Source organism: Persicimonas caeni, assembly GCF_006517175.1.
In the GTDB taxonomy this organism is placed as follows: domain Bacteria; phylum Myxococcota_A; class Bradymonadia; order Bradymonadales; family Bradymonadaceae; genus Persicimonas; species Persicimonas caeni.
In genome coordinates this window covers 269,841-292,844 of the sequence record NZ_CP041186.1, presented here as the reverse complement: position 1 = coordinate 292,844, position 23,004 = coordinate 269,841, and the positions used below count along the sequence as shown (strand labels likewise).

Here is a 23,004-nt window from a genome sequence, read left to right as displayed (position 1 = left end):
GGAGTCAAGGGCTCAACCTGCTGTGGGGGCTGGCCATGCGCTAGCGTACGTGTGGCTCAGGGTATAGACGAATTGACCATGAAGGGCGCGCAGGGCACCGAGAGAGCCCGGGTCGAGCAGCAGGATCAACGTTGTTTACATGGTGTCTGACACCCTCACGTCTGTGGGGCAGGGCGGGGGCAGAGAGTCTGTTCATGATCTCGATCTTACGGTGGGGTTGCCGGCGTTGTCAGACGGTTAATGAGCCCATACTCGAGCGGGCTCGGTCGGTTCGTGGAGTTGGGCCGAGGCGTCGGTGGCGCTCGACGTTTCGAGTAGCGGACAGTGGGCGCTCGCCGCCAATACTTCAGCAGCTCGGCGCGCGGCGTTTTCGCTGCGGACATAAGCAACTCGAAGGGGCTGGTGGCCGCATAGGTTCGAGAGCTCTTCGTGGACGAGTTCGCGGCGCTTGGCGGTGTTCTCGGGCAGCTCGAGGGGGAACAGGTGCTCGCCGAGCACGGAGACGTCGACGGGCTTCGGCACGACATGAATGTACCATCGTGGGCTATACGAACTCGCCCCCGGGGCGCGGTCTTTGGCGCGGTCATCGGTGAGGACGACCAGGCCGATATCATCGAGCGGGTACGTCTGTGATCCGATTTCGAGTCGCCGGTTGATCAGGTCGACGTAATCGTGCTCGGCCGACCGGCCCGACAAGAAAACCCCAGCGACGACGAGGGCTACTCCCAAGCCGCCGACTGTCCACAGCCCCCAGGAGGTCGCATCGCCGCCGACCCAGAAGAGGGCGGCGAAGGCGATGAAAAAGAAGCCCACAAGAATGATCACGATGCCGGTGACGTTCTGATTGCCCTCCACGCGAAAGACGAGTCGATCGTCGCGGTGGACGGGCTCTTTGGTCTGTTCGTGGTCCATGGTGTTCGTCAGACAAGGGAGGACGGATGAGCTAGCTTCGATGGTCTTCGAGGTGCGCCTAGAGCCTCACCACGTCGTCGGCGTGGACGGCTTCGAGTGCTTGGCTTTCCATTGCTCTTCGTAGCGGCCCAGCTTCGGGGTGAGCAGAAGGAAGAGCGCGATGGCCGGCGGTGCGAAGTAAAGGTAGTACATCGGGTCGCGCGTCAACACGCCCAACACCAGCCCGAAGACGGCGACCGACTCGCTCAACCCCCACGACAGGATGCTCGCCGTCTTGTAAGCGTCGCGCAGCTCGTCGATCGTGTCGAACGCGCCGTCTTCGAGTTTGCTGAAGAAGGTGACCTTGCGCAGATAGAAGATGGCGCCGGCTTCGGCGACCGAGACGGCGCCAAAGGCGATGAGCAGTGTTTGGATCAGGCCGGGATCGGGAGGCGTGAAGCCCTCCTTGTTCTGGGAGATGACGAAGAGCACGACCACGTATATGAACACGCTGCTCAGCATCGAGCCCCACAAGATCCAGAGGGTCATGGTCGCGGATTGGTTTTGTTCTTGGGACATCGTTCGCCTCGGGGCAATGGTTCGTGAGTGCGACGAGTATCCGGGATGGGCGGGGTTGTGGCAACTGAGTGCAATCACGGAGGACTTTCGTCTTTCGGAGCGAGTGCTTCCAGCTCTCGAAGGCGAGGGCAAGATGCCCCTGCACCGAAGGCGAGGGCAAGATGCCCACGCACCGAACAAGTATCGCGCTGGTTGTGCGTGGAGAAAGGCTCGAGGCGGAGCGGCCGCTTGCTGCCCGCGGAGCTCGCCCCGTCGTTTGGGGCGCCCGTGCAGCCCCGAGGCTTGCCTCGGGGGAAACCGTGGGGTTCCTGAACTTTCTACGATTTCGGTCGCATCAAATTCGCAATCCGGGGCAGTCTTGATGAGTCCGCATCGATGATTCATGACAACCCACACCGGGGGTCGATTGGGTGGTTGCGCCTCAATCCCCCCCGGGCCAAGGCCGCGGGGCTGCACCGGAGCGGAGCTACGCGGGCAGAAATCAGCCGCTCCATTGGGCAATATGGTTCGTATAAAGTAAGTCCGGCTCGACGCGCTCTCCTAGCGTATCGCGGAGCACCTCACGGTGCTCGAGGTCGATGGACAGCGTCGACTCGCGATAGGCTTGGCGAGCCTTGTCGAGGTCTTCGGCCTCGATGGCGTAGACAAAGATATGGCCGTCTGCATCCTCCAGGAGCCAGGCCATCTCCTGGCGTACACCTTCTTGCTCGAAAGACTCGACGACCTCGTCTTGACGCTCCATCAACTCGCGCATCCAAGCGCGAAGCTTGTCGACCTTTCCCGGTTTGACGCGTTTGAATGAGACTTCAAGCATGGCTCCTCCTGTTCGTGATGAGACCGCCCGCGCTGTCGGAGGGACTGTCATGAACGCCGAAAGCCCCGTCCGAAGTGTCGGGCGGGGCTCGTGTTGGCTTCCTAGTCGACCAATCTTAGCACGCACACCCGCTCGCCTCGCCGCGTTCGCGGCAGGTTATACAGCAGCAGGTCAGTGTGCTTGTCGTGTTCATAGTTCTGAATCGTTCAGATTGGGTATTTCATGGGTAGCAGGCCACCGAAGGCGTCGCAAGGAGATTGGGGCTGGTCACGCAACGTGTCCGAGGTGGCGCGGCTGCTCGGATATTGGCGAACTACCACGTGGTAGGTTCGGACGCCTTCAAATTGGCTACCTCGAAGTCCTTCTCGTGGCGCCCCACTTGAAGTCCTTCTCGTAGCGTCCCAGTTGAGGGCGCAGCAGTAAGAAGAGAAGGACGGCCGGGGGCGCGAAATACAGGTAGTACGTCGGGTCGTAGGTCATCACTCCCAACACGAAGCCGTAGATGGCGATCGCTTCACAAAACGCCCACGACAAGATGCTCGCCGTCTTGTAGCCGTCGCGCAACTCGTCGAGGCTCTCGAACGCGTGGTACTTCAGCTTGCTGAAGAACGTGAGCTTGCGCAGGAAGTAGATGGCACCGAGTTCGGCGACCGACAGCCCGCTGAAGGTGATTGTAAGCGTTTGGATCAAGTCGGGCTCCGGAGGCGTGAAACCGTCCTTGTTCTGGGTGAGGACGAAGAGCACTACTCCGAACATTATCAGTGCGAACAACATCGCGCCCCACATGATCCAGAGGGTCATGGTCGCGGATTGGTTCTGTGGTTGAGACATCGGTCGCCTCGGGGCAATGGTTCGTGAGTGCGACGAGTGTCCGGGATAGGCGGGGTTGTGGCAACTGAGTGCAATCACAGAGGACTTTCGTCTTTCGGAGCGAGTGCTTCCAGCTCTCGCAGGCGAGGGCAAGATGTCCCCGCACCGAACAAGTATCGCGCTGGTTGTGCGTGGAGAAAGGCTCGAGGCGGAGCGGCCGCTTGCTGCCCGCGGAGCTCGCCCCGTCGTTTGGGGCGCCCGTGCAGCCCCGAGGCTTGCCTCGGGGGATTGAGGCACGCCGATCACATGTGCTCGAATATGTGATCGGCGCAGTGCCTGCACCCATTCACGGCGTGGCGATGTACAGCATCTCGACCTCGGCGTCGGTCAGGGCGCGGGAGTAGACACGTGCATCGTCGATGAGGCCGCGGAACTCGTCGAACTGGCGCGCGTCGGTGCCCGTGCAGTCGTTTTGCGCCCACGGGCCGATGTAGAAGTGACACGATGGCGGGCTGTCGAACACGCTGTTGGCGATGTGCTCGTCCTGCAAGAAGCCGTCGACGTAGAGCCGCACCGCGGAGGTGCCGTTTCCGAGGTCCTCGACCACGCCGGCGAAATGGTACCAGGTGTCTTGGCTCAAGTTGGTGTTCGAGTCGGCCTTCACCGAATCAGGCAGGCTGCCGCCGCTGATTTCGCCCCCACCGAAGCTTATGCCGGTGTCGTCGGAGTAGAGGTTGAACCAGTAATCCTGGCCCATCAGGCGGTTCGCCCCATTTCCGTTGCCGGCGCCGAAACCCTGAGCGTAAACCCATGCAGAGATGGTGAAGCTGCCGCTGAGCGTCGGCGAGTCGTTGAACGAAACGAGTTGGTAGGAGCCCGTGCCGCCCCCCTCCATATCGAGCGAGCGAGAGGCCATGCCGTGACGGTCGGCGCCGTAGGTCACGCTCTGCCAGGCGAGCTGGGGATTGGAGCCGCGCTGGTTGTCGGTGTTCCCATCGAAGTTCATGTAGAGCGCCGTCGGGTCGGGCACGAAGATGGAGGCGGTCGTCGTCGACGCCGCGCTCGGCAAACCGAAGCGATCGTAGGCGGTCACCGTGACCGTGTAGTTGCCCAGCGCAGAGTAGGTGTGCGTGGCGCTTCCGGTGGTCATGTCGGTGCCGGTGACCTCGTCGACGGCTGAGCCGTCGCCCCAGTCAACCTCAACCCGAGCGACCTGGTCGAACTCGCTGCTCACGGCGAAATCGACGGTGGCGTTGAAGCCGTCATAGCTCACGTCGAGCGTGTCGACCGTGGGCGAGCCGTCGGGGAGCGGCTCGGCCGGGTTGGTGCCGTCGGTGTACTCCTGGCCGTCGTTGATGCCGTCGCGGTCGGTGTCGGCTTCGGTCGGGATGGACACGTAGCGCACGGTGGTGCCGTCGACGTCGACCTCCCAGCCGGCCAACTCGAAGCTATCGGAGAGTCCGTCGCCGTCTGTGTCGGCGTTCTCCGGGTCGGTGCCGTGCAGAAGCTCGGTGCGAAGCCCCAGCCCGTCGCGGTCGACGTCTTCGACGTAGACTAGGTGCAGCACATCACCTTTTTGCAGCTCGATATTCGAGAAGTCGTAGTCGTCGAGGACCAGGTTGTGTACGTCGGTCACGGTGCGCGCGCCGCTGTCGACGGTGCGGGTGTGCGTGACGATCCAGTAGCTCGTCTTGTCGGCGCTCATGGCGCGGTCGCGCACCGAGGTGACGCCCGTAAACGAGTCGCGGGTGTCGGTCTCGTCGCCGAAGCGCCAGTCGGAGGTGCCTTCTTCGTAGGGGATGCGCAAAAAGTCGTTGAAGACGTCGGCGACGGTCACCCCCGGGTTCTCTTGGTCGAGCACCGTGGCCACACGGTAATCTTCGCGCTCGCGGTCGACGCCGTAGTCGATGATGAGGCGTGCAGTGCGTGCGTTGATATTGGTGGAGGCGAGCTCGAAGTCGATATTGTCGGCGCCGCGCATCGAGTAGGTGAGCGGGGCGAAGACGAGGTTCTCTGAGCCGGCGAGCAGGTCCTTGGTCGTGTCGAGGTCGAGGGAGTTGATGGCGAACTCGGCCGGCCCGAAGGTGTCATTTGGTGAGAGCACCGTCTCCTCGAAGGTGTCGAGGGTGTCGGTGAGGATCATCGTGCCGATGGAGTCGATCGCCAGCGGGTCGTCCGGGGCAGGACGATAGGCGGTCAGCGTCAGCCCGTCGAGCACGTAGGCGATGTCGCTCGGGTTCGACAGCCGAACCACGACTTCGAGCCAGCCGCTCTGGATCTCGACGCCTGTCTGCTTTTGCTTCTCCTCCATGCGAGCGTACGCCTGGGAGTTCTCCGTGGCCTGCTCTTGGGACCACTCGTTGGTCGCCTCGTTGGTGGTGGTGTGGGTCTCCGAGTAGTTGTAACTGACCTCGGCCGATGCGCCGTCGGACCACGAGGCACCGGCGGTCACCGACACGCCCCAGGTATGCGAGCGCTCGGTGGCGTGCGACTGCGAGCCGCCCCACGAGCGGCTATTGGCTTGGGAGCGCTGGGTGGAGCGCTCGGTGCCCACTGTTTGAGTGGTGCTCGAGTTCTCGGTGTAGTTGAGCCCGACGGCCGGCGCGTTCAGAAGCTCGATATGCAGCTCGGGCACGTCGGCCACGCGCGGATTGAATTGCTGGGCGTTGACCTCGGGGTCGAACGCCTTGGTCACGATCTCGTCGAAGTCGTCGAAGCCGTCGCCGTCCGTGTCTTTGACCAGCGGGTTGGTGCCCCACTTGCGAATCTCGTCGACGTCGGTGACCCCGTCACCGTCGGTGTCGAGGGTGGGGTCGATATACTCGTCGGTGTCGGCGTCGTCGCCGGTGTCCGAGGTTCCGACGTCCGCGCTCGTGTCGGTCGACGCGTCGAGTTCTTTTTTGGAGTTGTCATCTGGCGAGCTGCACGCAACGAGCGATACGGCGAGGAGACCGGTGAGCAAGCGACTTCTATCGAGCATTTTCGAATCCAATAACAGGGTATCGCCCGCCTTCGACGATTCATTTTATATCAAATTATTGAGTCACTTTAGACGAAGTTTATGTTGCTCACAAACTACATTCTCGGTTTTTTGGTGCACCAGGCCGGAGATGCTCGGGCGGAACTCTTTAGGGCCTGTATGAAAAAAAATGCCCGAGCGAGGGCGAGCTGATTTTGAGGCCATTTTTGTTCGGAAAACGTAGGCTTTGCAGCGCTAAGTCGAGGCTTTGCGGGCAAAAACGGACCAAGACTCAGCCGTCATTCGCGACCAAATTAATCTTCATACAGGCCCTAATACTACTTGGTCACTTTCGGTGAACCCGCCCTGGAGCGGCCCAGAACCACGATCGCTTCGGCGTCATTCTTCCATGATGCGCACCGGCATCGCTGTCAGAATGCCTTCTCGCGCTCGTGGCCCTGGTCTCGCTCAGGTGCGGGCCACGAAATTGACCAAGTAGTACTAAGGGGGGAGAGGGTTTGGCCAACCGATCCGTTTGTCGCCGCTGGGGGCGCAGACTTCGACGCGCGCGTCACTGCCGCCGACGATCGACGCCTCGATGGCGCTGAAGCGCCCCTCGAAGCGCGCACACCCGTTGTTGTAGGTGGTCGAAGCGGCTTCCAGGCAGACGCTCGCGCCGGGGGCGGAGGAGAGCGGGTCGCGCACGCAGTAGGAGCGCTTGGGCGTGCCGGTTACGCCGTCGATGCGGATGCAGCCACCGCCTATACCGCCCCCCCTGCATGCAATTGGCAGTTTTTGTGTTACAAAGCGGCAGGTTGATTGAATCAGACAGCCCGAGAGCGTGGTCCCGTCGGGGCCATGCCAGATAACTTTGATGGTTTTTGGAGACTTGATGATGAAGAAAATGGTCATTCCAGCACTCGCCCTCGCCCTCGCTGCCTGTGGTGGCGGAGACGCTCAGACTCAAAAAGATGAGCAGCCCACCCAGGAGCAGATGGGCCAAGAAGCCCCGCAAGAGACGACCGAGGCTGAACAAGCCGAGGAGGGCGATGGAGAAGCAAAGGCGGGCGAGCAGGACGTCGCCAAGCTCATCGAAGAGGCGGCGACCGGCGAGCATCGCTCGGAGGCGAATATCGCGCGCAACGAGTATCGCCACCCCGTGGAGACGCTGACGTTCTTCGGCATCGAGCCCGACATGACCGTCGTCGAGCTTTGGCCCGGCGGTGGTTGGTACACCGAGGTGCTCGCGCCGACGCTCACCGACGGTGAACTCGTGGCCGCGAGCTTCGCGCCCAAGCCCGAGGAGCCGGAGCATTACCGCAATCGCATCTACAAGGCGTACGAGGAGAAGCTGCAGGGCGATGAGGTCTACTCGAACGTCGAGCTCGGCATGTTGCAGCCCGGCCAAAAGGTCGACATGGGTGAGCCCGGAAGCGCGGACATGGTGGTGACCTTCCGCAACTTCCACAGCTTCATCAACTCGGGCATCGAGGACGAGGTGTTGGCCGAGTCGTACAAAGTGCTCGAGCCGGGCGGCATCCTGGGCGTCGTCCAGCACCGCGCGCCCGAAGGCGCCGACGCCAAAGAGAGCGCCAAGACGGGCTACGTGCCCGAGGCGTATGTGATCGAGAAGGCGAAAGAGGCGGGCTTCGAGCTCGTCGAGAAGTCCGAGATCAACGCCAACCCGAAGGACACCAAAGACCACCCGGAAGGCGTTTGGACGCTGCCGCCGTCGTATCGGCTGGGCGACAAGGACCGCGCCAAATACGAGGCGATTGGCGAGAGCGACCGCATGACCCTCAAGTTCCGCAAGCCGGCTGAAGAGAAGCCGGCTGAAGAGAACTAGGGCGCACGTCTCGGCGCTTTGGATTATTCGGGCGTGGCGAAGCTAAAGGCGGTCTCGACGCCGTCATACGCTTGGTCGCCCACCTCGACGTGGGGATAGACGAAGTAGTTGAGCGGTTCGGCGTCATGCGCCGGGCCGAGCTGCAGGTCGCGTCCCACCGTAAATTGGATACGGTCGACGGGGTGGGCACCGAAGAGTTTGTCGCGAAGCTCCGGGTGCTTTTTGGCCTCGGAGGCGTCGATGGGCGTCCAGCCCACGTCGGGCAGGTAGAATTTCACCCAACAGTGATAGCCGCCAATCTTGCCGGCGTCTCGGTCCATCGGGATAGGAAAGCCGATCTCGAAGCGCGCCGGAATCTCTTCGTGCCGCGCGAGCGACGTGAACAGGGCGTGGAAATCGGTGCAGTTTCCATAGCGCTCGCTGCACGCCCAGTAGGTATCTCCGTTGCCCCAGCCGGTGCCAACCTTCTTGTACTCCATCGTATCGACGACGTGGTCGTAAATCTTGCGGGCACGCTCGGCCAAGGTGTCGTCTTCGCCAAAGTCGATGTCGGCGATGACCTTATCGACAACATCACCATCGACGGGCACGCGCTTGTTGGGCTTCAAGAAGAGGGCCATACGCTCGCGCTCTCCGTCGGTGTAGGCGTTGCCGGCGCGCGCAGCGATATCGTCTTGGACGATGGGCTCGCGCTCCACGCGGTAAGAGATCCGGATGGTCAGCGGCTCTTCGGGCAGCGTATCGAGGCGCGCGTGCCAGAAGCGGTTGCCGTACGTCTCTTCGCTGCCGAATTCGCCCTCGACCGGTGAGTCGACCTCGACCGACAAGACTTCCTGGGCCGGCGTCGTTTGGGCGATTGGAAGGAAGATATCGACCGGGCCTGCCTGCTCGTTGGTCTTCTCGCGGGGCTGGATGGTCGCCTCGTACTGAAATTCGATGAGGCGAGCTTTTTGCTCGGTGGCCGCGGCTTCCTCCTCTCCGGACTCCTTGGTCGCCGCAGACGCCTCGACTTCGGAGGCTTTAGCAGGGGACTGGCGAGTCTCGGGCTCGTGCTGGCAACCGGCAGCGAAGAGGCTGCACGCGGTCAACGCGGCGGTGAGCACGGTGGAGGCGAACGGGCTGGCGAAGGTGTTGTTCATGATGTTGGCCGTCGAGAGAGAAGATATCGGCGGACAACTTAGGCAAAGAAGGCCCGAGAGTCACTCGACTTTCTGGAGGGGCCCGAAGAGGGAAGGCTGGGCGGCTTTCTTTGTGCGGTCACGGCTACGGTCACGGCTACGGTCACGGTCGCGGCTCCGGCTCCGGTGTGGCTGACGGTGCGACGTACTCGAGTACGTTGTCGCGCCCGCGGCGGCATTCACCTCGCGAGCGGACCTGACCTGCGAGGCTGTCGGCGAGGTGCCAGGCGTAAAATGTCGGGAAGAGTCGATCGCCGACGAAAGCATTGCACACGTCTGACTCGATGCGCTGGAGACGGCAGGGGCTTGGGGGTGTGCATTGTCCCTGGGCGGCTCGGGCTTCGAATTGTGCGACGGCGTCGTCGACCCGACTGGCAAGATAGTAGTCGAAGCCTGCGAGGAGGCCAAAGATTGCGAGGAGCATGAGCGCCTGTTTGGGCCAGTCTTCGAGGAGTTCGTTCATGAGGTGTTGCTCGCAGGTTCGGTTAGCTCAGGTAAGGGGCGACGGCTGCGAGCATGTCGCGCGAGTTTCTCCAGCCGAGCACAGTTCGGACGGTCTGCGAGCGGCTGGCGACTTGCTCGCGCCAAGCCTCGACACCGCCTGGAATGGGCCAGCAACGCGTACGAATGCGATAGGACTCGGGCAAATACGCGCCGATGAGCGCACGGTTTACACCGTCGATATTGCGGGGGGAAGGGCGTCGCTTGGAGACTTTGAGCGCCTCGCACTCGATGGCTTGTTGGAGCTTTCGGCTCTGGTAATGCTTCGCGCGATGCAGCGGGGCGAGCACGACGCATTGTGGGAGATCTCCTTCGGCGCATGCGGCGACCAGGCGATCGTGGCCATCGAGCAATAGGTAGCCTTCGAGCACGCTGACGTACAGCAGCAACAACGGTGGAAGACGTCCGCGTCGTTGACGTTTGCGCCACATTCGAACCCGTGAGCTATCTGCATCAGAGAGGGCGCGCAAAGCATAAACCGCGCCGGTGACCTGACGCTGGGTGCACGACTCGGGTTGCTCCAGCGAGGGGGCTTCGAGGCTCAGCTTGGGGTGTAGCAAGCTGGGCACCCATGGCTCGTCGGTCGTTTTGACTCGAAGCGTCGGCTCGACCGGCTCGATATAACGAAGCCACCAACTGCCGGCGTGCAACGGCGAAGCCGGTGCGTCGCGTAGCTCATTCGCGAAAAACTTCAGCCAACCCTGCTCGGAATCAGTCGACGTGTTGGCTGCTTCGATGCGCTCGATATCCAGCGAGCGAATTGGGCGAATGATGGAGTCGAACGACTCCTCGGAACGCAATATGTCTACGTAGGACCACCACCCGTCGATATGGCCCCACAACAGGGGCCGCTCGTCGTGCACGAGACGTAAGCCGTGAAAGAACTCCCATCGAGTCTCCGGGCGGCGTCGATTGCAGTATTCGAGGCAGAGGCCGGGTCGGCCGCGCCATCGTCCATCCGAAGGGACTTCCAACAAAAGACCTTCCGTGGACGCGTCTGGCTTTTGGAACGGACGGTAGTACATGAACGTGAGGTTGAAGGTCCTCGAACCTACAGGTCGCAGGCTTGGCTCGACGTACAGTTGGTGCTGCTCGCGCAGACAAGCGTGTCGAGCTGCGGCTCGAAGACGTAGCGCGAGTCGAACGGGTAGTCTGTGCAGTCCATCGAGGCTTGTCCTGATGGGTCGATCGGCTTGTGGGCAGACTCGCCGATGAATTCGACGCGCCCGTCGTCGCGCACCTTGGGCGCACCGGCGGGGCGGTGGGAGTTGACGGAGCGGTCACTCTTGACCGCGATGATGAAGCTTCCCGCCTCCAGCGAGCCGTCGGTGATGTTGACGCGTCCCAGGTAGCTGACCTTGGGCCCGCCGCCATGAATGGCCCCTGGAGCGTAGGCGTCTAGCCATCCACGGCGCCCCTCGAGCGCGCTGCCTCCGCCGACGACGGTGTAGGTCACGTAGGCGATGTCGTCGCCGTCCCAGGTTAATCCGAGCGCTCGCCCATCAGGCGGCTCGGTCTCGTGACGACGGCAATAGACCTGTTGGTCTTCTTCGAAGCGTATCAAGATGGGGTTTTGGTTGTCGCCGACCTGCTCATAGCCAACTACCAATGTCGTTTCGTCGATCTGCACGAGCGGAGCGTCGGAGTCGATCGCATCTTGATAACCGGTGTCACATGTAAGTCGCACGCCGTCTTTGTGGAAGGCCTGCTTCCACCCGTCCGCGCTCCGGCCCGGCGCTTTCCATGAGCCGTCCCCTCCGGAGCCAGACTCTCCACAGGACACCATGAGGCCGGTGATCGCCAGGATCGTGAGTACCTGTCTGGGCCGATCTTCGAACAGGTGCTTCATGAGACAACTCGTGATGGGCTCAATAGGGGCGCGTTGGGATAAGAGACTAAACGTCGCAGCATGGAAGGTCTAGTGGAGTGACGGTCAAGTGGTGTGTTCTTGATGGTTGCGGTCGACTACTGACGGGAACGGCCAAGGATTTGAGTGCGGCGAGGCGCACGTGGTCGTGTGGATAAGTTTTATTTTGTAAACTCATCGCTCAAGTCTGCTTTGACATTGGGTCGGGCAGTCGCCAGAATCGCGCCTCCGCTACAGAGTCACTTCGCAAGAAAGCTCGGGGTGAATCGTGATGCGACATCGGCGCATTGGTGTGCGTGGCGGTGTGGAACCCAACGCTGGAGAGTGTGATGCTCCTTACGATTTCGACAACGTATCAGCCGGCGACCGACCTCGGCTTTTTGCTCTACAAACACCCGCAGCGGGCGCAGTCCTTCGACATCGGCTCGGGAAAGGCGCATGTCTTCTACCCCGAGGCGAACGAGGAGAAGTGCACCGCGGCGATGGTGCTCGAGATGGACCCCGTCAAGCTCGTGCGCGGCAACGAGAACGTGCGCCACGAGGCGTGGACGCTCGAGCAGTATGTGAACGACCGACCTTATGTAGCCTCGTCGTTCTTGAGCGTGGCGCTGCGCGAGGTCTTTGGCACGGCGATGGGCGGCACCTGCAAGGACCGCCCGCAGCTCGCCGAGACGGCGATTCCGCTGGAGGTTCACCTGTCGGCGGTGCCGTGTCCGGGAGACGGCGAGCTCATCGGTGAGTTGTTCGAGCCGTTGGGATACGAGGTCGAGGTCGAGCGCATCACGCTCGATTCGGAGTTTCGGGAGTGGGGCGAGTCGTCGTATTTCGCGGTGACGCTTCGCGGCGAGCAGCGCCTGACGGACATGCTCTCGCATGTGTATGTGCTCGCGCCGGTGCTCGATGGCGACAAGCACTACTGGGTGGGCGACGACGAGGTCGACAAATTGCTCCGTCACGGTGAAGGGTGGCTCGAGGAGCATCCTCGCCAGGAGACGATCACGCGGCGTTACCTGAAGTATCAGCGAAGTCTCGCCGAAGAGGCGCTCGAGGAACTCGGTGACGACGAGGATGAGGCGGCTGAGGTCGCGCCTTCCGGGAGCGAGGAGTCCGACGAGGGCGACGACGTCGAGGAACGCGTCCCGCTCAACAAGCAGCGAATGGACGCGGTCGAGGGCGTGCTCGTCAACAGCCGGTCGCGCTCGGTGCTCGACCTCGGTTGCGGTGAGGGCAAGCTGATGAAGCGGCTTCGCCGACACAAACAATTCGAAAAGATCGTCGGCGTCGACGTCTCCTTTCGGTCGCTCGAACGGGCGGCGCGAAAGCTCGGCCTGGTCGGTTGGCCCGATTTTCAAGAGGCTCGCGTCGTGCTCTATCAGGGCTCGCTCCTGTTCCGTGACAGGCGCCTCGAGGGCTTCGACGCCGCTGCGCTCGTCGAGGTCATCGAGCACCTCGACCCGCCCAAACTCGCCACCCTCGAGGAGACGGTGTTCGAGCATGCGCGGCCCAGGCTCGTGGTGGTGACGACGCCCAACCGCGAGTTCAACACGCAGTACGAAAACATGAGCGCCGGCGATATGCGCCACCGCGACCACCGCTTCGAGTGGAGCCGCGAGGAGTTTGCCGGCTGGGCGGACCGCGTCGCCGACGAGAACGGCTATAAGGTCGCTTACCGTGGCATCGGCGAGAAGGTTGATGGCGTGGGCACACCGACACAAATGGCGGTGTTCCAGCGCGTCGAGGAGGAAGACAATGAATGAAAAGACTCTGCATATCCCCGACATGTCTCTGGTGGTCCTGATCGGAACCTCCGGTGCCGGCAAGTCGACCTTCGCTTCGACCCACTTCAAGCCGACCGAGGTCGTCTCGTCGGACACCTGCCGCGGACTCGTCTCCGACGACGAGACGAGCATGGAGGCGACCGAAGATGCGTTCGACGTGTTGCACTATATCGCCGAGAAGCGCTTGCAGCGTGGGCTTGTGACGGTGGTCGACGCGACAAACGTCCAGCCGCGTGCCCGCAGGCCGTTGGTGGCGCTGGCGCGCAAGTACCATGTGCTTCCGGTGGCCATTGTGCTCGATATCCCCGAGCGCATCTGCCGCGAGCGCAACGAGGAGCGAGACGACCGCGATTTTGGCGGCCACGTCATCAGCAACCAGCGCCGTGATATGCGCCGCTCGCTGGGAAAGCTTCGCCGCGAGGGCTTTCGGATCATCCACACGCTCTCGTCTCCGGAGGAGGTCGACCGGGTTCGCATCGAGCGTCGCCCCCTGTGGAGCGACTACCGTCACGAGACGGGGCCGTTCGACATTATCGGCGACGTCCACGGGTGCTGCGACGAGCTGGAGGCGTTGTTGCAAACGCTCGGCTACGAAGCCGAGGCGCTCGCCGAAGAAACGGCTTCGCAATATCGCAAGTTGTGGCGCCACCCGGAGGGACGAAAAGCAGTCTTCGTGGGCGACCTCGTCGACCGCGGCCCGCGGGTGCTCGACGCGTTCGACTTGACGCGCAATATGGTCGAGCACGGCACGGGCCTGTGTGTGCCGGGCAACCACGAGAACAAACTCTTGCGAAAGCTGCGCGGCAAGAACGTCAAGCTCAAGCACGGCTTGGAGCAGACCGTGGCCGAGCTCGAGGCCCTGCCCGACGAGGTGCGTGAGTCCTACGAGGCGTCGATGCGCGACTTCATCCGCAACCTGGTCAGCCACGTGGTGCTCGACGACGGTGGACTCGTCGTCGCCCACGCCGGGCTCAAAGAGGAGATGCACGGCCGAGCTTCGGGCAAGGTCAAGAGCTTCGCGATGTACGGCGAGACGAGCGGCGAGACCGACGAGTTCGGCCTGCCGATTCGTTACGACTGGGCGGCCGACTATCGTGGCGACGCCACGGTGGTCTACGGCCACACGCCGGTACCGCGCGCCGAGTGGCTCAACCGCACCATCAATGTCGACACCGGGTGTGTGTTCGGCGGCGAGCTGACCGCGTTGCGCTACCCCGAGCGCGAGCTCGTCTCGGTGGAGGCGAACGCAGTCCACTGCGACCCGATTCGCCCGCTCGAGTACAACGCGCGCGACGGCGAGTTGTCGGCGCAACATGCTGCCGACCACGTGCTCGACGTGCAGGACTTTTCGGGAAAGCTTCGCATCGACACGACGCTCCTGCCGAGCGTGACCATCCGCGAGGGGAACAGCGCGGCGGCGCTCGAGGCGGTCAGCAGGTTTGCGGTGCATCCGAAGTGGCTCATCCACCTGCCACCGACGATGTCGCCGACGCACACGACGAAGCGCCAAGGCTACCTGGAGGCGCCCGAAGAGGCATTTGCCTATTACCGAAAGCACGGCGTCGAGAAAGTGGTCTGCGAAGAGAAGCACATGGGCTCGCGTGCCATCGTGGTGGTGTGTCGCGACGAAGAGGTCGTGCGCGAGCGCTTCGGACTTGTCGATGTGGGCATCGGCACGGTCTACACGCGCACCGGGCGTCCGTTCTTCAACGATGACGCTCACGAAGAGGGGCTCCTCGAGCGCGTGCACTCGACGCTGACCGAGACAGGCTTCTGGGAAGACTTCGAGACCGACTGGGTCTGCCTCGACACCGAGTTGATGCCGTGGTCGGTCAAGGCGCAGTCGCTTCTGGAGCAGCAATATGCACCGGTTGGCGCGGCGGCGAACGCCACGCTCGGCGCCGCGGTCGACCTCATCGAACAGACCGCCGCACGCGGCATCGACGTCAAAGGCCTCGACACGCGCCTTCGCGAGCGCGGCGAGATGGTCGACGGCTATCGCGACGCCTACCGCAACTATTGTTGGCCGGTCGAGAGTCTCGACGACATCAAGCTCGCGCCGTTCCATATTTTGGCGACCGAGGACCACACCTACTTCGACAAGTCGCACGTGTGGCATATGGAGAAGATTGCCGAGTACTTGCGGACCGACGAAGCACCGTCGATGCATCGCACGCGTTATCGCGTGGTCGAGCTGGACGACGAAGAGGCGGTGCGCGCCGGGGTCGAGTGGTGGGACGAGATGACCGGGCAGGGCGGCGAAGGCATGGTCGTCAAACCGTTCGTCTACCTGACCCGAGACGAGCGTGGACGCGTGGTCCAGCCGGCGTTGAAGTGCCGCGGCCGCGAGTACCTGCGCATTATCTACGGGCCGGAGTACACCACGCCGGCCTATCTGGAACGACTGCGAAAGCGCGGCGTGGGCAAGAAGCGCTCGCTCGCGTTTCGCGAGTTCGCGCTCGGATACGAGTCGCTCGAGCGGTTTGTGCGGCGCGAGCCCCTTCGACGGGTTCACGAATGTGCATTCGGGGTGCTCGCCCTGGAGAGTGAACCGGTGGACCCGCGATTGTAGACGGAGGCGTTGGTGGTCGGATTCAAAACTGCAAATCACACGAATAGACCGATTTCGGCTCATCCGCTTCGGGCAGTTCGGTGACGACCTCGTCAACCACGCGCCATTGCTCGGGCTCGGTGGTCAATCCGTAGTGGCCCACCTTCGACGCGGTCAGCATGACCAAGATGGCCAATCCAATTAGAAATTGATTGTCATCGCTGACCGGCGTCTCGCGGTTTTCATCGAAGAGAAGCCAGACGCCAAAGGCGAGGGCGCCGAGAATCCAAACCCACAGCATCGACGGGAAGAGGCCCGGCATTGTCAGTTCCATGGTCGCCTCGCGGCTGCGGTGGTTGGTGCCTAGAAGGTAGCTTCGATGGTAAAGCTCGGCCTTCGTGTGTGCAAGGGCGAAGAGAGATCGTGTGTCGGAGTGGAGGAGGGTCATCCCCTCCGCTTGGCGAACAGGCGCTTGAAGGTTGTTCGCGCGTCGGCATTCTTGACGAAGCCGGTGATCATGTTCATCGGCGTGATGGGCACCAAGATGGGGACGGCGTATCCGTCGAGCCAATCGGGGTTGATTTCGAGGTAGCGGTTCATCCGTTCGACCAGCCATGGGCTCGACGGCATTCGCGCCGGCTCGGTGGGGCGTGTAGGCTGTACGGCTAGCCCGGTGGCGGCGTCGACGCGGTCGCCATAGAACGTTTCGGTGAGGTTGGCGAGCAGACGCTGGTTTGAAGTCGCCTGCAGTTCCGGCCGGTGCAGGTGGACGTGGCCGAAGGTCGCCGAAAGCTTGAGCATGCTCGGCAAGTAAGCACACCCGAACAAGAAACGTGGGGCTGCCGGTCGGCGCACGAATTCGGCCGCCCATGCTCGGAGCAGCGCACGGGAATAGTGACCTGCGCCGCGGTAGCCCGGGTCCATGAAGCCGTAATGAAAGTGCGCAAGCCAGTAGCCGCGCTCTTCCCAGTTGCGATGCTCGAGGTCGGAAACCATGATGCCGACAACACGCTCGGCGTGTTCGATGACGCAGCAATGGCTCGACTTGCGCACGGTCTCCTCGAAGTGTCGACGATCGTCGCTCGCACGGACGTGCGGCTTGAGCATCACCGACATCGCACGTACTCCGTAGGCTTGTTCGATTTGGCGGGCGGTCAAGTCGGCGCCTCGGGCGACTCGAGCGTGGATTTTGGGTCTGACGGTAGATTGTACTTCGGTCATCGCAGTGCTCGGGACGAGTCGCATAGAGGAACTTTGATGACGCGGAATATCAGACGGATGACGACATCGGTCAAGCTGCTTCGCATCCCACTGGGAGCGACGACGTGAGCACAAAGATACAGCAGGGCAAACAGCCGGCGCCTTGGCTCTACCTGTTCGGAACTATGGGGTGGACGTATCTCTTTTTGGGCGTGGTGGCGTTCAGCGGCGAGGGGATGTATTCGTTTCCGCTGGGTCTGTTGACCCTCCTCGGAGGGCTCGGTCCCGCGGTCGTCGCCACGTTACTTGTGGCCACGGGACGCTGGGACGAGAGGCTCGATAGGTCTGCGCGCGCCTACTGGCGGCGTTGCTTCGACCCGCGCTCCCTGTCTGCCGGAGGTTACCTGTGGGTGTTCGGCTTGGTGCTCGTGTTGGCAGGCGGCCCACTTATCTTCGACCCCGAAGCGCTCGGAGGTGGAGTCTTTTCGCCGGGTCCGCTCGTCTTCCTGCTCGTAGGCTTTGTCTTCGGCGCGCTCGAAGAGGTCGGCTGGCGCGGCTACGCCCAGGAGGCGCTGCAACGGCGTATGCCCGTGGTGTGGGCGTCGCTTGTCATCGGGGTGTTCTGGGCGCTCTGGCACGTGCCGCTCTTCTTTTTGACCGGTAGCTATCAGAGCGAGTTAGGCCTGGTCACGCCGGAGGGAGCCGTTTTCTTTGCCGCGCTCGTCGTCGGATCGCCGGTCTACGCCTGGCTGTACAACAAAACGGGGCGCGCGGTGCTTGCTGTCATTCTGTATCACGGCGTCGGCAACGTGGCGCGCGAGCTGGTGCCCGATGTCGCCAACTGGGCCGAGTTTGGCGTGGAGGCTGCCTTGGCGCTCGCCGTCGTCGCGGTCGGCTGGGGGGTTATGAGTCGGCGACAGGACGCGCAACCACCGTCTTGTACGCGCCGCCCATGATCTACGCCGCTGGTGGTGTGGTGTTGGGGCTCGAGAGCATGGGAACTGCGGGGCGAAGCGGCGGATGAGCTCAATGAGCAGAACTGGAAACGCCTGTCGAACTGAAATGCTTTTGAGGCCCCTTAAAGTCAAACTTTCCAAGAGGTTTTGCTTTTATAAAATCAACGGTTTCGCTACAAATGAGGCCCGAAGTGGTGTGTTTGAATGAGATGCGATAACTGGTTTAGGGGGCCTGCGGTCGTGGACTCCGCCCACTTTCAGAACTATCAAGCCCGTCGCGTCGCAGAAGCATCATGAGCCTGTCTGAAGAGACCACAGTTGTTACCCGAGAACTGACCGAAGAGCTCTTCGAGTCGCTCGTCTCCCACCTGCCCGACGCAGTCATCTTTGCCGACGTCGAACGGCGTATCCAATTCGTCAACGACAGGTTCGTCGAGATTTTCGGCTACGAGCGAAAGGCGTTGGGGGGCCGGTCGACCGCCTTCTTTTACGCCAATCCCGAAGATTTTAATCGAACCGGGCGGGCGCACTTCGACCCTGATGCGCAGACCGGGCCACAGACCTACTTTATCGAGTATCGTCGACGCGACGGGAGCACGTTTCTGAGCGAAACGCGCGCCGTGCCGCTGTTCAATGACGCGGGCGAAAAGCGCGGTTATCTGGGGATCATTCGCGACGTGACCGACCTGGTCGAGCGCGACAAGGAGTTGCGCCGGGTGCGCAATCAACTGGCGCGTCGGCTCGCGCACACCAAACTGCTGTACGAGCTGTCGACTCACGAGGGGAACACGTTCCAGGAGGTCGTCCATTTCGCGCTCGAGGCGGCCGGCGAGATGCTCGACATGGACGTGAGCATCTTGAGCAGCGTTCGCGGCGAAGAGTTGACGGTGCGCGACTTTTGGTCACGTGAGCCGATGTCGCTGAAGGTCGGTGACACCTTCGATTTGGACGACACGCTGTGCGCTCATACGCTCGAGTCGGGCGGAGTCTATGCCGTCCACGAGATCGAATGGAACTCCGAACTGCTCCATCCTTGCCACGACCACTTTCGGCCTAAAGCCTATATCGGCGCGGTCGTCAGAGTGGGAGAGCAGCTCTACGGGACGGTCAGCTTCGCGCGACTGACGCCGCGCAAACTCCCCTTCGAGCAGGCTGACGAGGACTTCGTCGGAATGCTGGCCAACTGGCTGGGCGTCTTCGCATCGAGGGCGCGCACCGAGCGCATGCTGGCCAGTGAGCACGAGGCGATGTCGGCGGCGCTCGAGTTGCAGAAGACGCTGCAGAGCTCGTCGCTCAACCGCACGGATACCGCCGACGTCTTCTTGGAGTCGGCTGCCACCCTCGTGGATGTCGACGGGTTGGCAGTCGCCCTGCGCGAGGATGACCAGACCGTCATCACGAGCGCCAATGGAAGCTTCGCCCCGTTGCTCGGAGAGGTGCTCCCCGAGATTATCATCCCGCGAGCCGATACAAGCCATGGTGACCGGCCCAGTCTGCAGACGTGGCATACGTCGCGGCGAGTTTCCCAGATCGACGAGCCGATTCAAATCGCCGAGTTGACCTACTCGGGGCAGAGTCTCGGCGCACTTCTGGTCCAACCGAGCAGCAAGGCGAAGTTCGAGAAGCGCCAGCGTTCACTGCTCGAATTGACCGCCGGTATGCTCGCCGCGCGGCTTTCGGTGGCCGGGTCCTACGAGCGCGCCCATCGCGAGGCGACCATTGACGCGCTGACCGGTATCCCAAACCGGCGCGAGACGTTGCGCTGCATGAAGGCGGCCGCCGAGGAGCCTGGCCGCGGCGCTTTGCAGGTGGCGATCATCGACGTCGACCGCTTCAAGCAGGTCAACGACACCTGGGGCCACGGGGTCGGCGACCGCGTCCTCCAAAAGCTCGCCAACTGCCTGAGCGAAGAGCTTTCGAGGGCGATCGTCGTGGGGCGTCTCGGCGGCGAGGAGTTCGTCATCGGCTTGCGCGAGCCGGACGTCGAGGCGGCGCAGGCTCAACTGACCCGCGCGCTCGAGGTCTTCAGCTCCGTCGATTTCGTCAGCGACGACGGCGAGCACTTCTCGGTGACCTTTAGCGGTGGCGTCACGAGCATGCGCGTCCAAGATTCCATCTACGATGCGCTGCAGCGCGCCGACGAGCTGCTCTACCGGGCCAAACGAGGCGGGCGCGCCCAAGTGGTCGCCGAGAATCGGGAGATTTGAGCATGAGCTTTGGAGACTTTCTCTTTCCGTTGGTCAACGACTTGGCGTTGCGCAAGGCGACGCCTTATCGGGCGCGTCTGATCGCCAAGGCGCGGGGGACGGTGCTCGAACTCGGCGCCGGCAGCGGGCTGAACTTCTCGCACTATGACCGTGCACAAATCGAGCGTGTGGTGGGCATCGAGCCAGACGACACGATGTGGGCGCGCGGCGAGGAGCGCGCTCGCAAAGCTGGGCTCGACGTCGAGCGCATCGACGCGTTCGGCGAAGACCTTCCCCTCGACGACGCCAGCGTCGACACAGCCGTGAGCACGTTTGTGATGTGCTCGGTGCGCGACCCCGAGGCCGTGCTCGCCGAGCTGCACCGCGTGGTGCGCCCGGGCGGCCGGCTGCTCATCATGGAGCACGTGCGCCACGAGAAGCGCTGGATGGCCAGCTGCCAGCAGCTCGTTACCCCGGTCTGGAAGCGGTGTCTGGGAGGGTGTCATCCGGGCCGTCCGCTGCAAGACGCCCTCGAGGCCTCCGAGTGGGAGCCGGTCGACGTCGATTTTGTCGACCTGCCCGGGCTGCCGAGCATCGTGAGCTTCCATTTGGTGGGCGAATACCGGCGCGCGTCGTCGCCCGAACCGAGTTGAGTGCTTGACGCACGAAGGCCGGGATTTCACAATGCCTTCTCCTTCGGTCTGTTGTTGATGAGGCTTTTGTGAAACTCGCGTCGATTCGGCTGGTTACCCTCGTTTGTGGTTTTCTGTGCGCACTTGCCTTTTCGGCCTGCTCGTCGTCGGAAGAGGAGCCGGAGTGCGTGGTCGACGTCGACTGCGAGAACGGCCAGTGCGTCGACGGCACCTGCGAGCCTATCGAGCCAGCGGATGCCGGGGCTTCCGACACCTCCCAAGATGTCTCTAGCGACCCTGATACCAGCCAAGAAGATGTTGGCGGCGACGCATGTACCGGCGACGGCTGCTCCCAGGGCGACACCTGTGAGACGGGCTTCCACGAGTGCTCCGGCGTTTGTGTCGACAGCACGTCGCCCCAGACCTGCGGCGACCGATGCGAGCCTTGTCCCGATCATCCTAACGCCACCGCAACCTGCACCGACGGCGCGTGCGGCGTCGAGTGTGACGAAGGGTTCCAGTGGGACGAGACCGCCAAGGCCTGTGTGCAATGCACGAGCAACGTCGATTGCACCGATCCGGCGGCGTCGACTTGCGATGATCGGGGAGTGTGCATCGCATGCACCTCCAACGATGACTGCAGTCACTTGGACGGCGCTGGGATTTGCTGGGAAGGCACCTGCACGGAGTGCTCGCCCGACGACGCCTCGGCGTGCGGCGGCAACTCGTGTGACCCGTCTACCGGCCAGTGCACCAACACCCAGCGCGGCAGCCTGACGGCCTGTCAGGAGTGCGTCAGCGACAGCGAGTGCAAGGTCGACCACGCCTGCGTGCCGATGGAGTTCAAGGACTCGCCGCGCCAGAAGGCCTTTTGCCTTCCGGTGGCCGCGCCCGATTGCGCTCGACCTTACCCGAACAAGGTCACCCGCCAGAGCGTCAACGGGGTGTCGGGCGATTTCTGCACCATCAACGAGACGCTGACCACGTGCGAGGCGGTGACTCAATACGGAGCTTCCTGCGCCGACGCCTCCGACTGCGGCGCCGACGGATTCGCCGATGGTCTTTGTGAGCCGATCGACTTCGACACGGCCGCCTGTACCTTCCCCTGTTCGAGTGATGGAGAATGTCCCACGATGTCCCTGATGGGCTGCGCGCTTGGAGTCTCCCAAGAGTATTGTGGAGCCTACTGAGCCTGGGCTTGGTTTGTAGCCTGCTGAGTGCGTGTGATCCGGGCGTCGGGCAGTGTGCTCGCCAGTCTGACTGCTTTCGCGGCGAGCGCTGCGTCGATGGTGTCTGTCGCGCTGAGCTCGTGCCCGCTGACGTAGGGCCCGATGACGTGCGCGACTGCCGAAACGCCGAGATCGACTGCGGCCGTTTTGTCTGCGACCCGTCCACCGGCCGGTGTGTCGGGTGCACCAAAGACAGCCAATGTGATGCAAACCAGGTGTGCGACGAAGGCCAGTGCAGCTGCCCGGACGGGTTTCACCTCTGCGGCGACACTTGTGTCGACGACACGTCTCCTCAAACCTGCGGCACGCGGTGTGAGCCGTGCCCCGACGGCGAGCAAGAGGGCGTGGAGGCGACCTGCGAGGCGGGCGGTGTCTGCGGCTTGCGTTGCGTGGCCGGCGACTGCGCTTTTTGCGAAAAGGACGCCGACTGCTCCAATCACTCCAACGGTTCGGTCTGTCACGAGGGTCAATGCGTCGAGTGCACGGTCGAAGACCGCGCGGCGTGCGGCTCCAACTCGTGCAACCCTGCCACCAACACCTGCACGGAGACGCCGGTCGCCAGCCGCGGTGATTGCGATTCGTGTGCCGCCGACAGCGAGTGCCGCGAGCCGCAGAGCCGGTGCGTGCCGATGAACTTCAGCGGCAACGAGTTGCCCGACGGCTACTGCCTGCCGCTCAAATTCGACACTTGCCAGTCGCCGTACCCGGTGACGGTCACTCGCCGCACCCTGTCCGGAGCGCCCCCGGAGGTCTACTGCGCTCCGAACGAGCAGAACACCACTTGCGAGGCGTTGGCCGACCGGGGCATCGCCTGCACTGAGAACGCCCATTGCGGCCTGCGAGGCTACGCCGACGGGCTGTGCAAGCTCGACGAGTGCACCTTTGCCTGCGACACCAACGAGGATTGCTTCGTGGGCGAGTCGTGCTGCGGGCTTTACTGCTGCGATCCGAATTGAGAGTCGAGCCGAGACGGTGGTGTTGCATCGAAATTTCGCGGCGTGCATGATGCTGCGGGCATAAAGTCGCA

20 protein-coding genes are annotated in these 23,004 nt (G+C 62.8%); 8 read left to right on the top strand and 12 right to left on the bottom strand.

The window, feature by feature from the left end; genetic code table 11:
- Positions 1-237 precede the first annotated feature (237 nt).
- From FIV42_RS01225 to FIV42_RS01200, 6 genes are all read right to left on the bottom strand, one after another.
- Positions 238-912, bottom strand: coding sequence for a hypothetical protein (locus FIV42_RS01225; protein WP_141195903.1), 675 nt, complete (start codon positions 910-912; stop codon positions 238-240).
- A 66-nt stretch (positions 913-978) separates the two neighbouring features.
- Positions 979-1,470 (bottom strand): hypothetical protein, encoded by a 492-nt coding sequence (locus tag FIV42_RS01220; protein WP_141195902.1) that lies wholly within the window; start codon positions 1,468-1,470, stop codon positions 979-981.
- Positions 1,471-1,951: 481 nt separating this feature from the next.
- Complete coding sequence (locus FIV42_RS01215) at positions 1,952-2,284, bottom strand: DUF6176 family protein (RefSeq protein WP_141195901.1); 333 nt, start codon at positions 2,282-2,284, stop codon at positions 1,952-1,954.
- A 348-nt stretch (positions 2,285-2,632) separates the two neighbouring features.
- Positions 2,633-3,115 (bottom strand): hypothetical protein, encoded by a 483-nt coding sequence (locus tag FIV42_RS01210; protein WP_141195900.1) that lies wholly within the window; start codon positions 3,113-3,115, stop codon positions 2,633-2,635.
- Positions 3,116-3,440: 325 nt separating this feature from the next.
- Positions 3,441-6,074, bottom strand: coding sequence for a LamG-like jellyroll fold domain-containing protein (locus tag FIV42_RS01205; protein ID WP_141195899.1), 2,634 nt, complete (start codon positions 6,072-6,074; stop codon positions 3,441-3,443).
- Between the two features lie 480 nt (positions 6,075-6,554).
- On the bottom strand, positions 6,555-6,965 hold the full coding sequence (locus FIV42_RS01200; protein WP_141195898.1) for a hypothetical protein: 411 nt from the start codon (positions 6,963-6,965) through the stop codon (positions 6,555-6,557).
- Here FIV42_RS01200 and FIV42_RS01195 point away from each other — a divergent pair.
- A complete protein-coding gene (locus FIV42_RS01195) occupies positions 6,949-7,899 on the top strand; it encodes a class I SAM-dependent methyltransferase (RefSeq protein WP_141195897.1) in 951 nt (316 codons plus the stop codon). The two genes, FIV42_RS01200 and FIV42_RS01195, sit on opposite strands and share 17 nt — an antisense overlap.
- 23 nt (positions 7,900-7,922) lie before the next feature.
- Here the strand turns inward: FIV42_RS01195 and FIV42_RS01190 are convergent, their stop codons facing one another.
- The 4 genes from FIV42_RS01190 to FIV42_RS01175 all read right to left on the bottom strand — a co-directional run bounded on the left by FIV42_RS01190 (position 7,923) and on the right by FIV42_RS01175 (position 11,427).
- Positions 7,923-9,038 (bottom strand): transglutaminase-like domain-containing protein, encoded by a 1,116-nt coding sequence (locus FIV42_RS01190; RefSeq protein WP_141195896.1) that lies wholly within the window; start codon positions 9,036-9,038, stop codon positions 7,923-7,925.
- A 142-nt stretch (positions 9,039-9,180) separates the two neighbouring features.
- On the bottom strand, positions 9,181-9,540 hold the full coding sequence (locus tag FIV42_RS01185; protein ID WP_141195895.1) for a hypothetical protein: 360 nt from the start codon (positions 9,538-9,540) through the stop codon (positions 9,181-9,183).
- A 22-nt stretch (positions 9,541-9,562) separates the two neighbouring features.
- Positions 9,563-10,420, bottom strand: coding sequence for a hypothetical protein (locus FIV42_RS01180; protein ID WP_141195894.1), 858 nt, complete (start codon positions 10,418-10,420; stop codon positions 9,563-9,565).
- A gap of 209 nt (positions 10,421-10,629) precedes the next feature.
- Positions 10,630-11,427 carry a hypothetical protein gene (locus FIV42_RS01175; protein WP_141195893.1) on the bottom strand — a complete coding sequence of 266 codons (798 nt, stop codon included), beginning with the start codon at positions 11,425-11,427 and terminating at the stop codon, positions 10,630-10,632.
- Positions 11,428-11,774: 347 nt separating this feature from the next.
- Between FIV42_RS01175 and FIV42_RS01170 the strand changes: the two genes are divergently transcribed.
- A complete protein-coding gene (locus FIV42_RS01170) occupies positions 11,775-13,202 on the top strand; it encodes a 3' terminal RNA ribose 2'-O-methyltransferase Hen1 (RefSeq protein ID WP_141195892.1) in 1,428 nt (475 codons plus the stop codon).
- Complete coding sequence (locus tag FIV42_RS01165) at positions 13,195-15,795, top strand: polynucleotide kinase-phosphatase (RefSeq protein ID WP_141195891.1); 2,601 nt, start codon at positions 13,195-13,197, stop codon at positions 15,793-15,795. Before FIV42_RS01170 ends, FIV42_RS01165 begins: the two co-directional genes overlap by 8 nt.
- A 22-nt stretch (positions 15,796-15,817) precedes the next feature.
- Here FIV42_RS01165 and FIV42_RS01160 read toward each other — a convergent pair whose 3' ends face one another.
- A complete protein-coding gene (locus FIV42_RS01160) occupies positions 15,818-16,108 on the bottom strand; it encodes a hypothetical protein (RefSeq protein ID WP_141195890.1) in 291 nt (96 codons plus the stop codon).
- A gap of 110 nt (positions 16,109-16,218) precedes the next feature.
- On the bottom strand, positions 16,219-16,995 hold the full coding sequence (locus FIV42_RS01155; RefSeq protein WP_141195889.1) for a hypothetical protein: 777 nt from the start codon (positions 16,993-16,995) through the stop codon (positions 16,219-16,221).
- Positions 16,996-17,099: 104 nt separating this feature from the next.
- On the opposite strand from FIV42_RS01155, the gene FIV42_RS01150 reads away from it, so the two are divergent.
- The 5 genes from FIV42_RS01150 to FIV42_RS01130 all read left to right on the top strand — a co-directional run bounded on the left by FIV42_RS01150 (position 17,100) and on the right by FIV42_RS01130 (position 22,933).
- Complete coding sequence (locus tag FIV42_RS01150) at positions 17,100-17,930, top strand: CPBP family intramembrane glutamic endopeptidase (RefSeq protein ID WP_141195888.1); 831 nt, start codon at positions 17,100-17,102, stop codon at positions 17,928-17,930.
- A 293-nt stretch (positions 17,931-18,223) separates the two neighbouring features.
- Positions 18,224-20,137 (top strand): diguanylate cyclase, encoded by a 1,914-nt coding sequence (locus FIV42_RS01145; protein WP_141195887.1) that lies wholly within the window; start codon positions 18,224-18,226, stop codon positions 20,135-20,137.
- Positions 20,138-20,139: 2 nt separating this feature from the next.
- On the top strand, positions 20,140-20,769 hold the full coding sequence (locus FIV42_RS01140; RefSeq protein WP_141195886.1) for a class I SAM-dependent methyltransferase: 630 nt from the start codon (positions 20,140-20,142) through the stop codon (positions 20,767-20,769).
- A gap of 68 nt (positions 20,770-20,837) precedes the next feature.
- On the top strand, positions 20,838-21,938 hold the full coding sequence (locus tag FIV42_RS01135; protein ID WP_141195885.1) for a hypothetical protein: 1,101 nt from the start codon (positions 20,838-20,840) through the stop codon (positions 21,936-21,938).
- A gap of 119 nt (positions 21,939-22,057) precedes the next feature.
- A complete protein-coding gene (locus FIV42_RS01130) occupies positions 22,058-22,933 on the top strand; it encodes an EB domain-containing protein (protein WP_141195884.1) in 876 nt (291 codons plus the stop codon).
- The last annotated feature ends 71 nt before the right edge of the window (positions 22,934-23,004 follow it).

What these genes read in the sequence shown, in the direction of transcription:
- FIV42_RS01175 (WP_141195893.1), bottom strand. Translation starts at nt 11,427, where the DNA reads ATGAAGCACCTGTTCGAAGATCGGCCCAGACAGGTACTCACGATCCTG.
- FIV42_RS01160 (WP_141195890.1), bottom strand. Translation starts at nt 16,108, where the DNA reads ATGGAACTGACAATGCCGGGCCTCTTCCCGTCGATGCTGTGGGTTTGG.
- FIV42_RS01200 (WP_141195898.1), bottom strand. Translation starts at nt 6,965, where the DNA reads ATGACCATTTTCTTCATCATCAAGTCTCCAAAAACCATCAAAGTTATC.
- FIV42_RS01185 (WP_141195895.1), bottom strand. Translation starts at nt 9,540, where the DNA reads ATGAACGAACTCCTCGAAGACTGGCCCAAACAGGCGCTCATGCTCCTC.
- FIV42_RS01215 (WP_141195901.1), bottom strand. Translation starts at nt 2,284, where the DNA reads ATGCTTGAAGTCTCATTCAAACGCGTCAAACCGGGAAAGGTCGACAAG.
- FIV42_RS01210 (WP_141195900.1), bottom strand. Translation starts at nt 3,115, where the DNA reads ATGTCTCAACCACAGAACCAATCCGCGACCATGACCCTCTGGATCATG.
- FIV42_RS01190 (WP_141195896.1), bottom strand. Translation starts at nt 9,038, where the DNA reads ATGAACAACACCTTCGCCAGCCCGTTCGCCTCCACCGTGCTCACCGCC.
- FIV42_RS01195 (WP_141195897.1), top strand. Translation starts at nt 6,949, where the DNA reads ATGAAGAAAATGGTCATTCCAGCACTCGCCCTCGCCCTCGCTGCCTGT.
- FIV42_RS01140 (WP_141195886.1), top strand. Translation starts at nt 20,140, where the DNA reads ATGAGCTTTGGAGACTTTCTCTTTCCGTTGGTCAACGACTTGGCGTTG.
- FIV42_RS01170 (WP_141195892.1), top strand. Translation starts at nt 11,775, where the DNA reads ATGCTCCTTACGATTTCGACAACGTATCAGCCGGCGACCGACCTCGGC.
- FIV42_RS01155 (WP_141195889.1), bottom strand. Translation starts at nt 16,995, where the DNA reads ATGACCGAAGTACAATCTACCGTCAGACCCAAAATCCACGCTCGAGTC.
- FIV42_RS01225 (WP_141195903.1), bottom strand. Translation starts at nt 912, where the DNA reads ATGGACCACGAACAGACCAAAGAGCCCGTCCACCGCGACGATCGACTC.
- FIV42_RS01165 (WP_141195891.1), top strand. Translation starts at nt 13,195, where the DNA reads ATGAATGAAAAGACTCTGCATATCCCCGACATGTCTCTGGTGGTCCTG.
- FIV42_RS01220 (WP_141195902.1), bottom strand. Translation starts at nt 1,470, where the DNA reads ATGTCCCAAGAACAAAACCAATCCGCGACCATGACCCTCTGGATCTTG.
- FIV42_RS01205 (WP_141195899.1), bottom strand. Translation starts at nt 6,074, where the DNA reads ATGCTCGATAGAAGTCGCTTGCTCACCGGTCTCCTCGCCGTATCGCTC.
- FIV42_RS01145 (WP_141195887.1), top strand. Translation starts at nt 18,224, where the DNA reads ATGAGCCTGTCTGAAGAGACCACAGTTGTTACCCGAGAACTGACCGAA.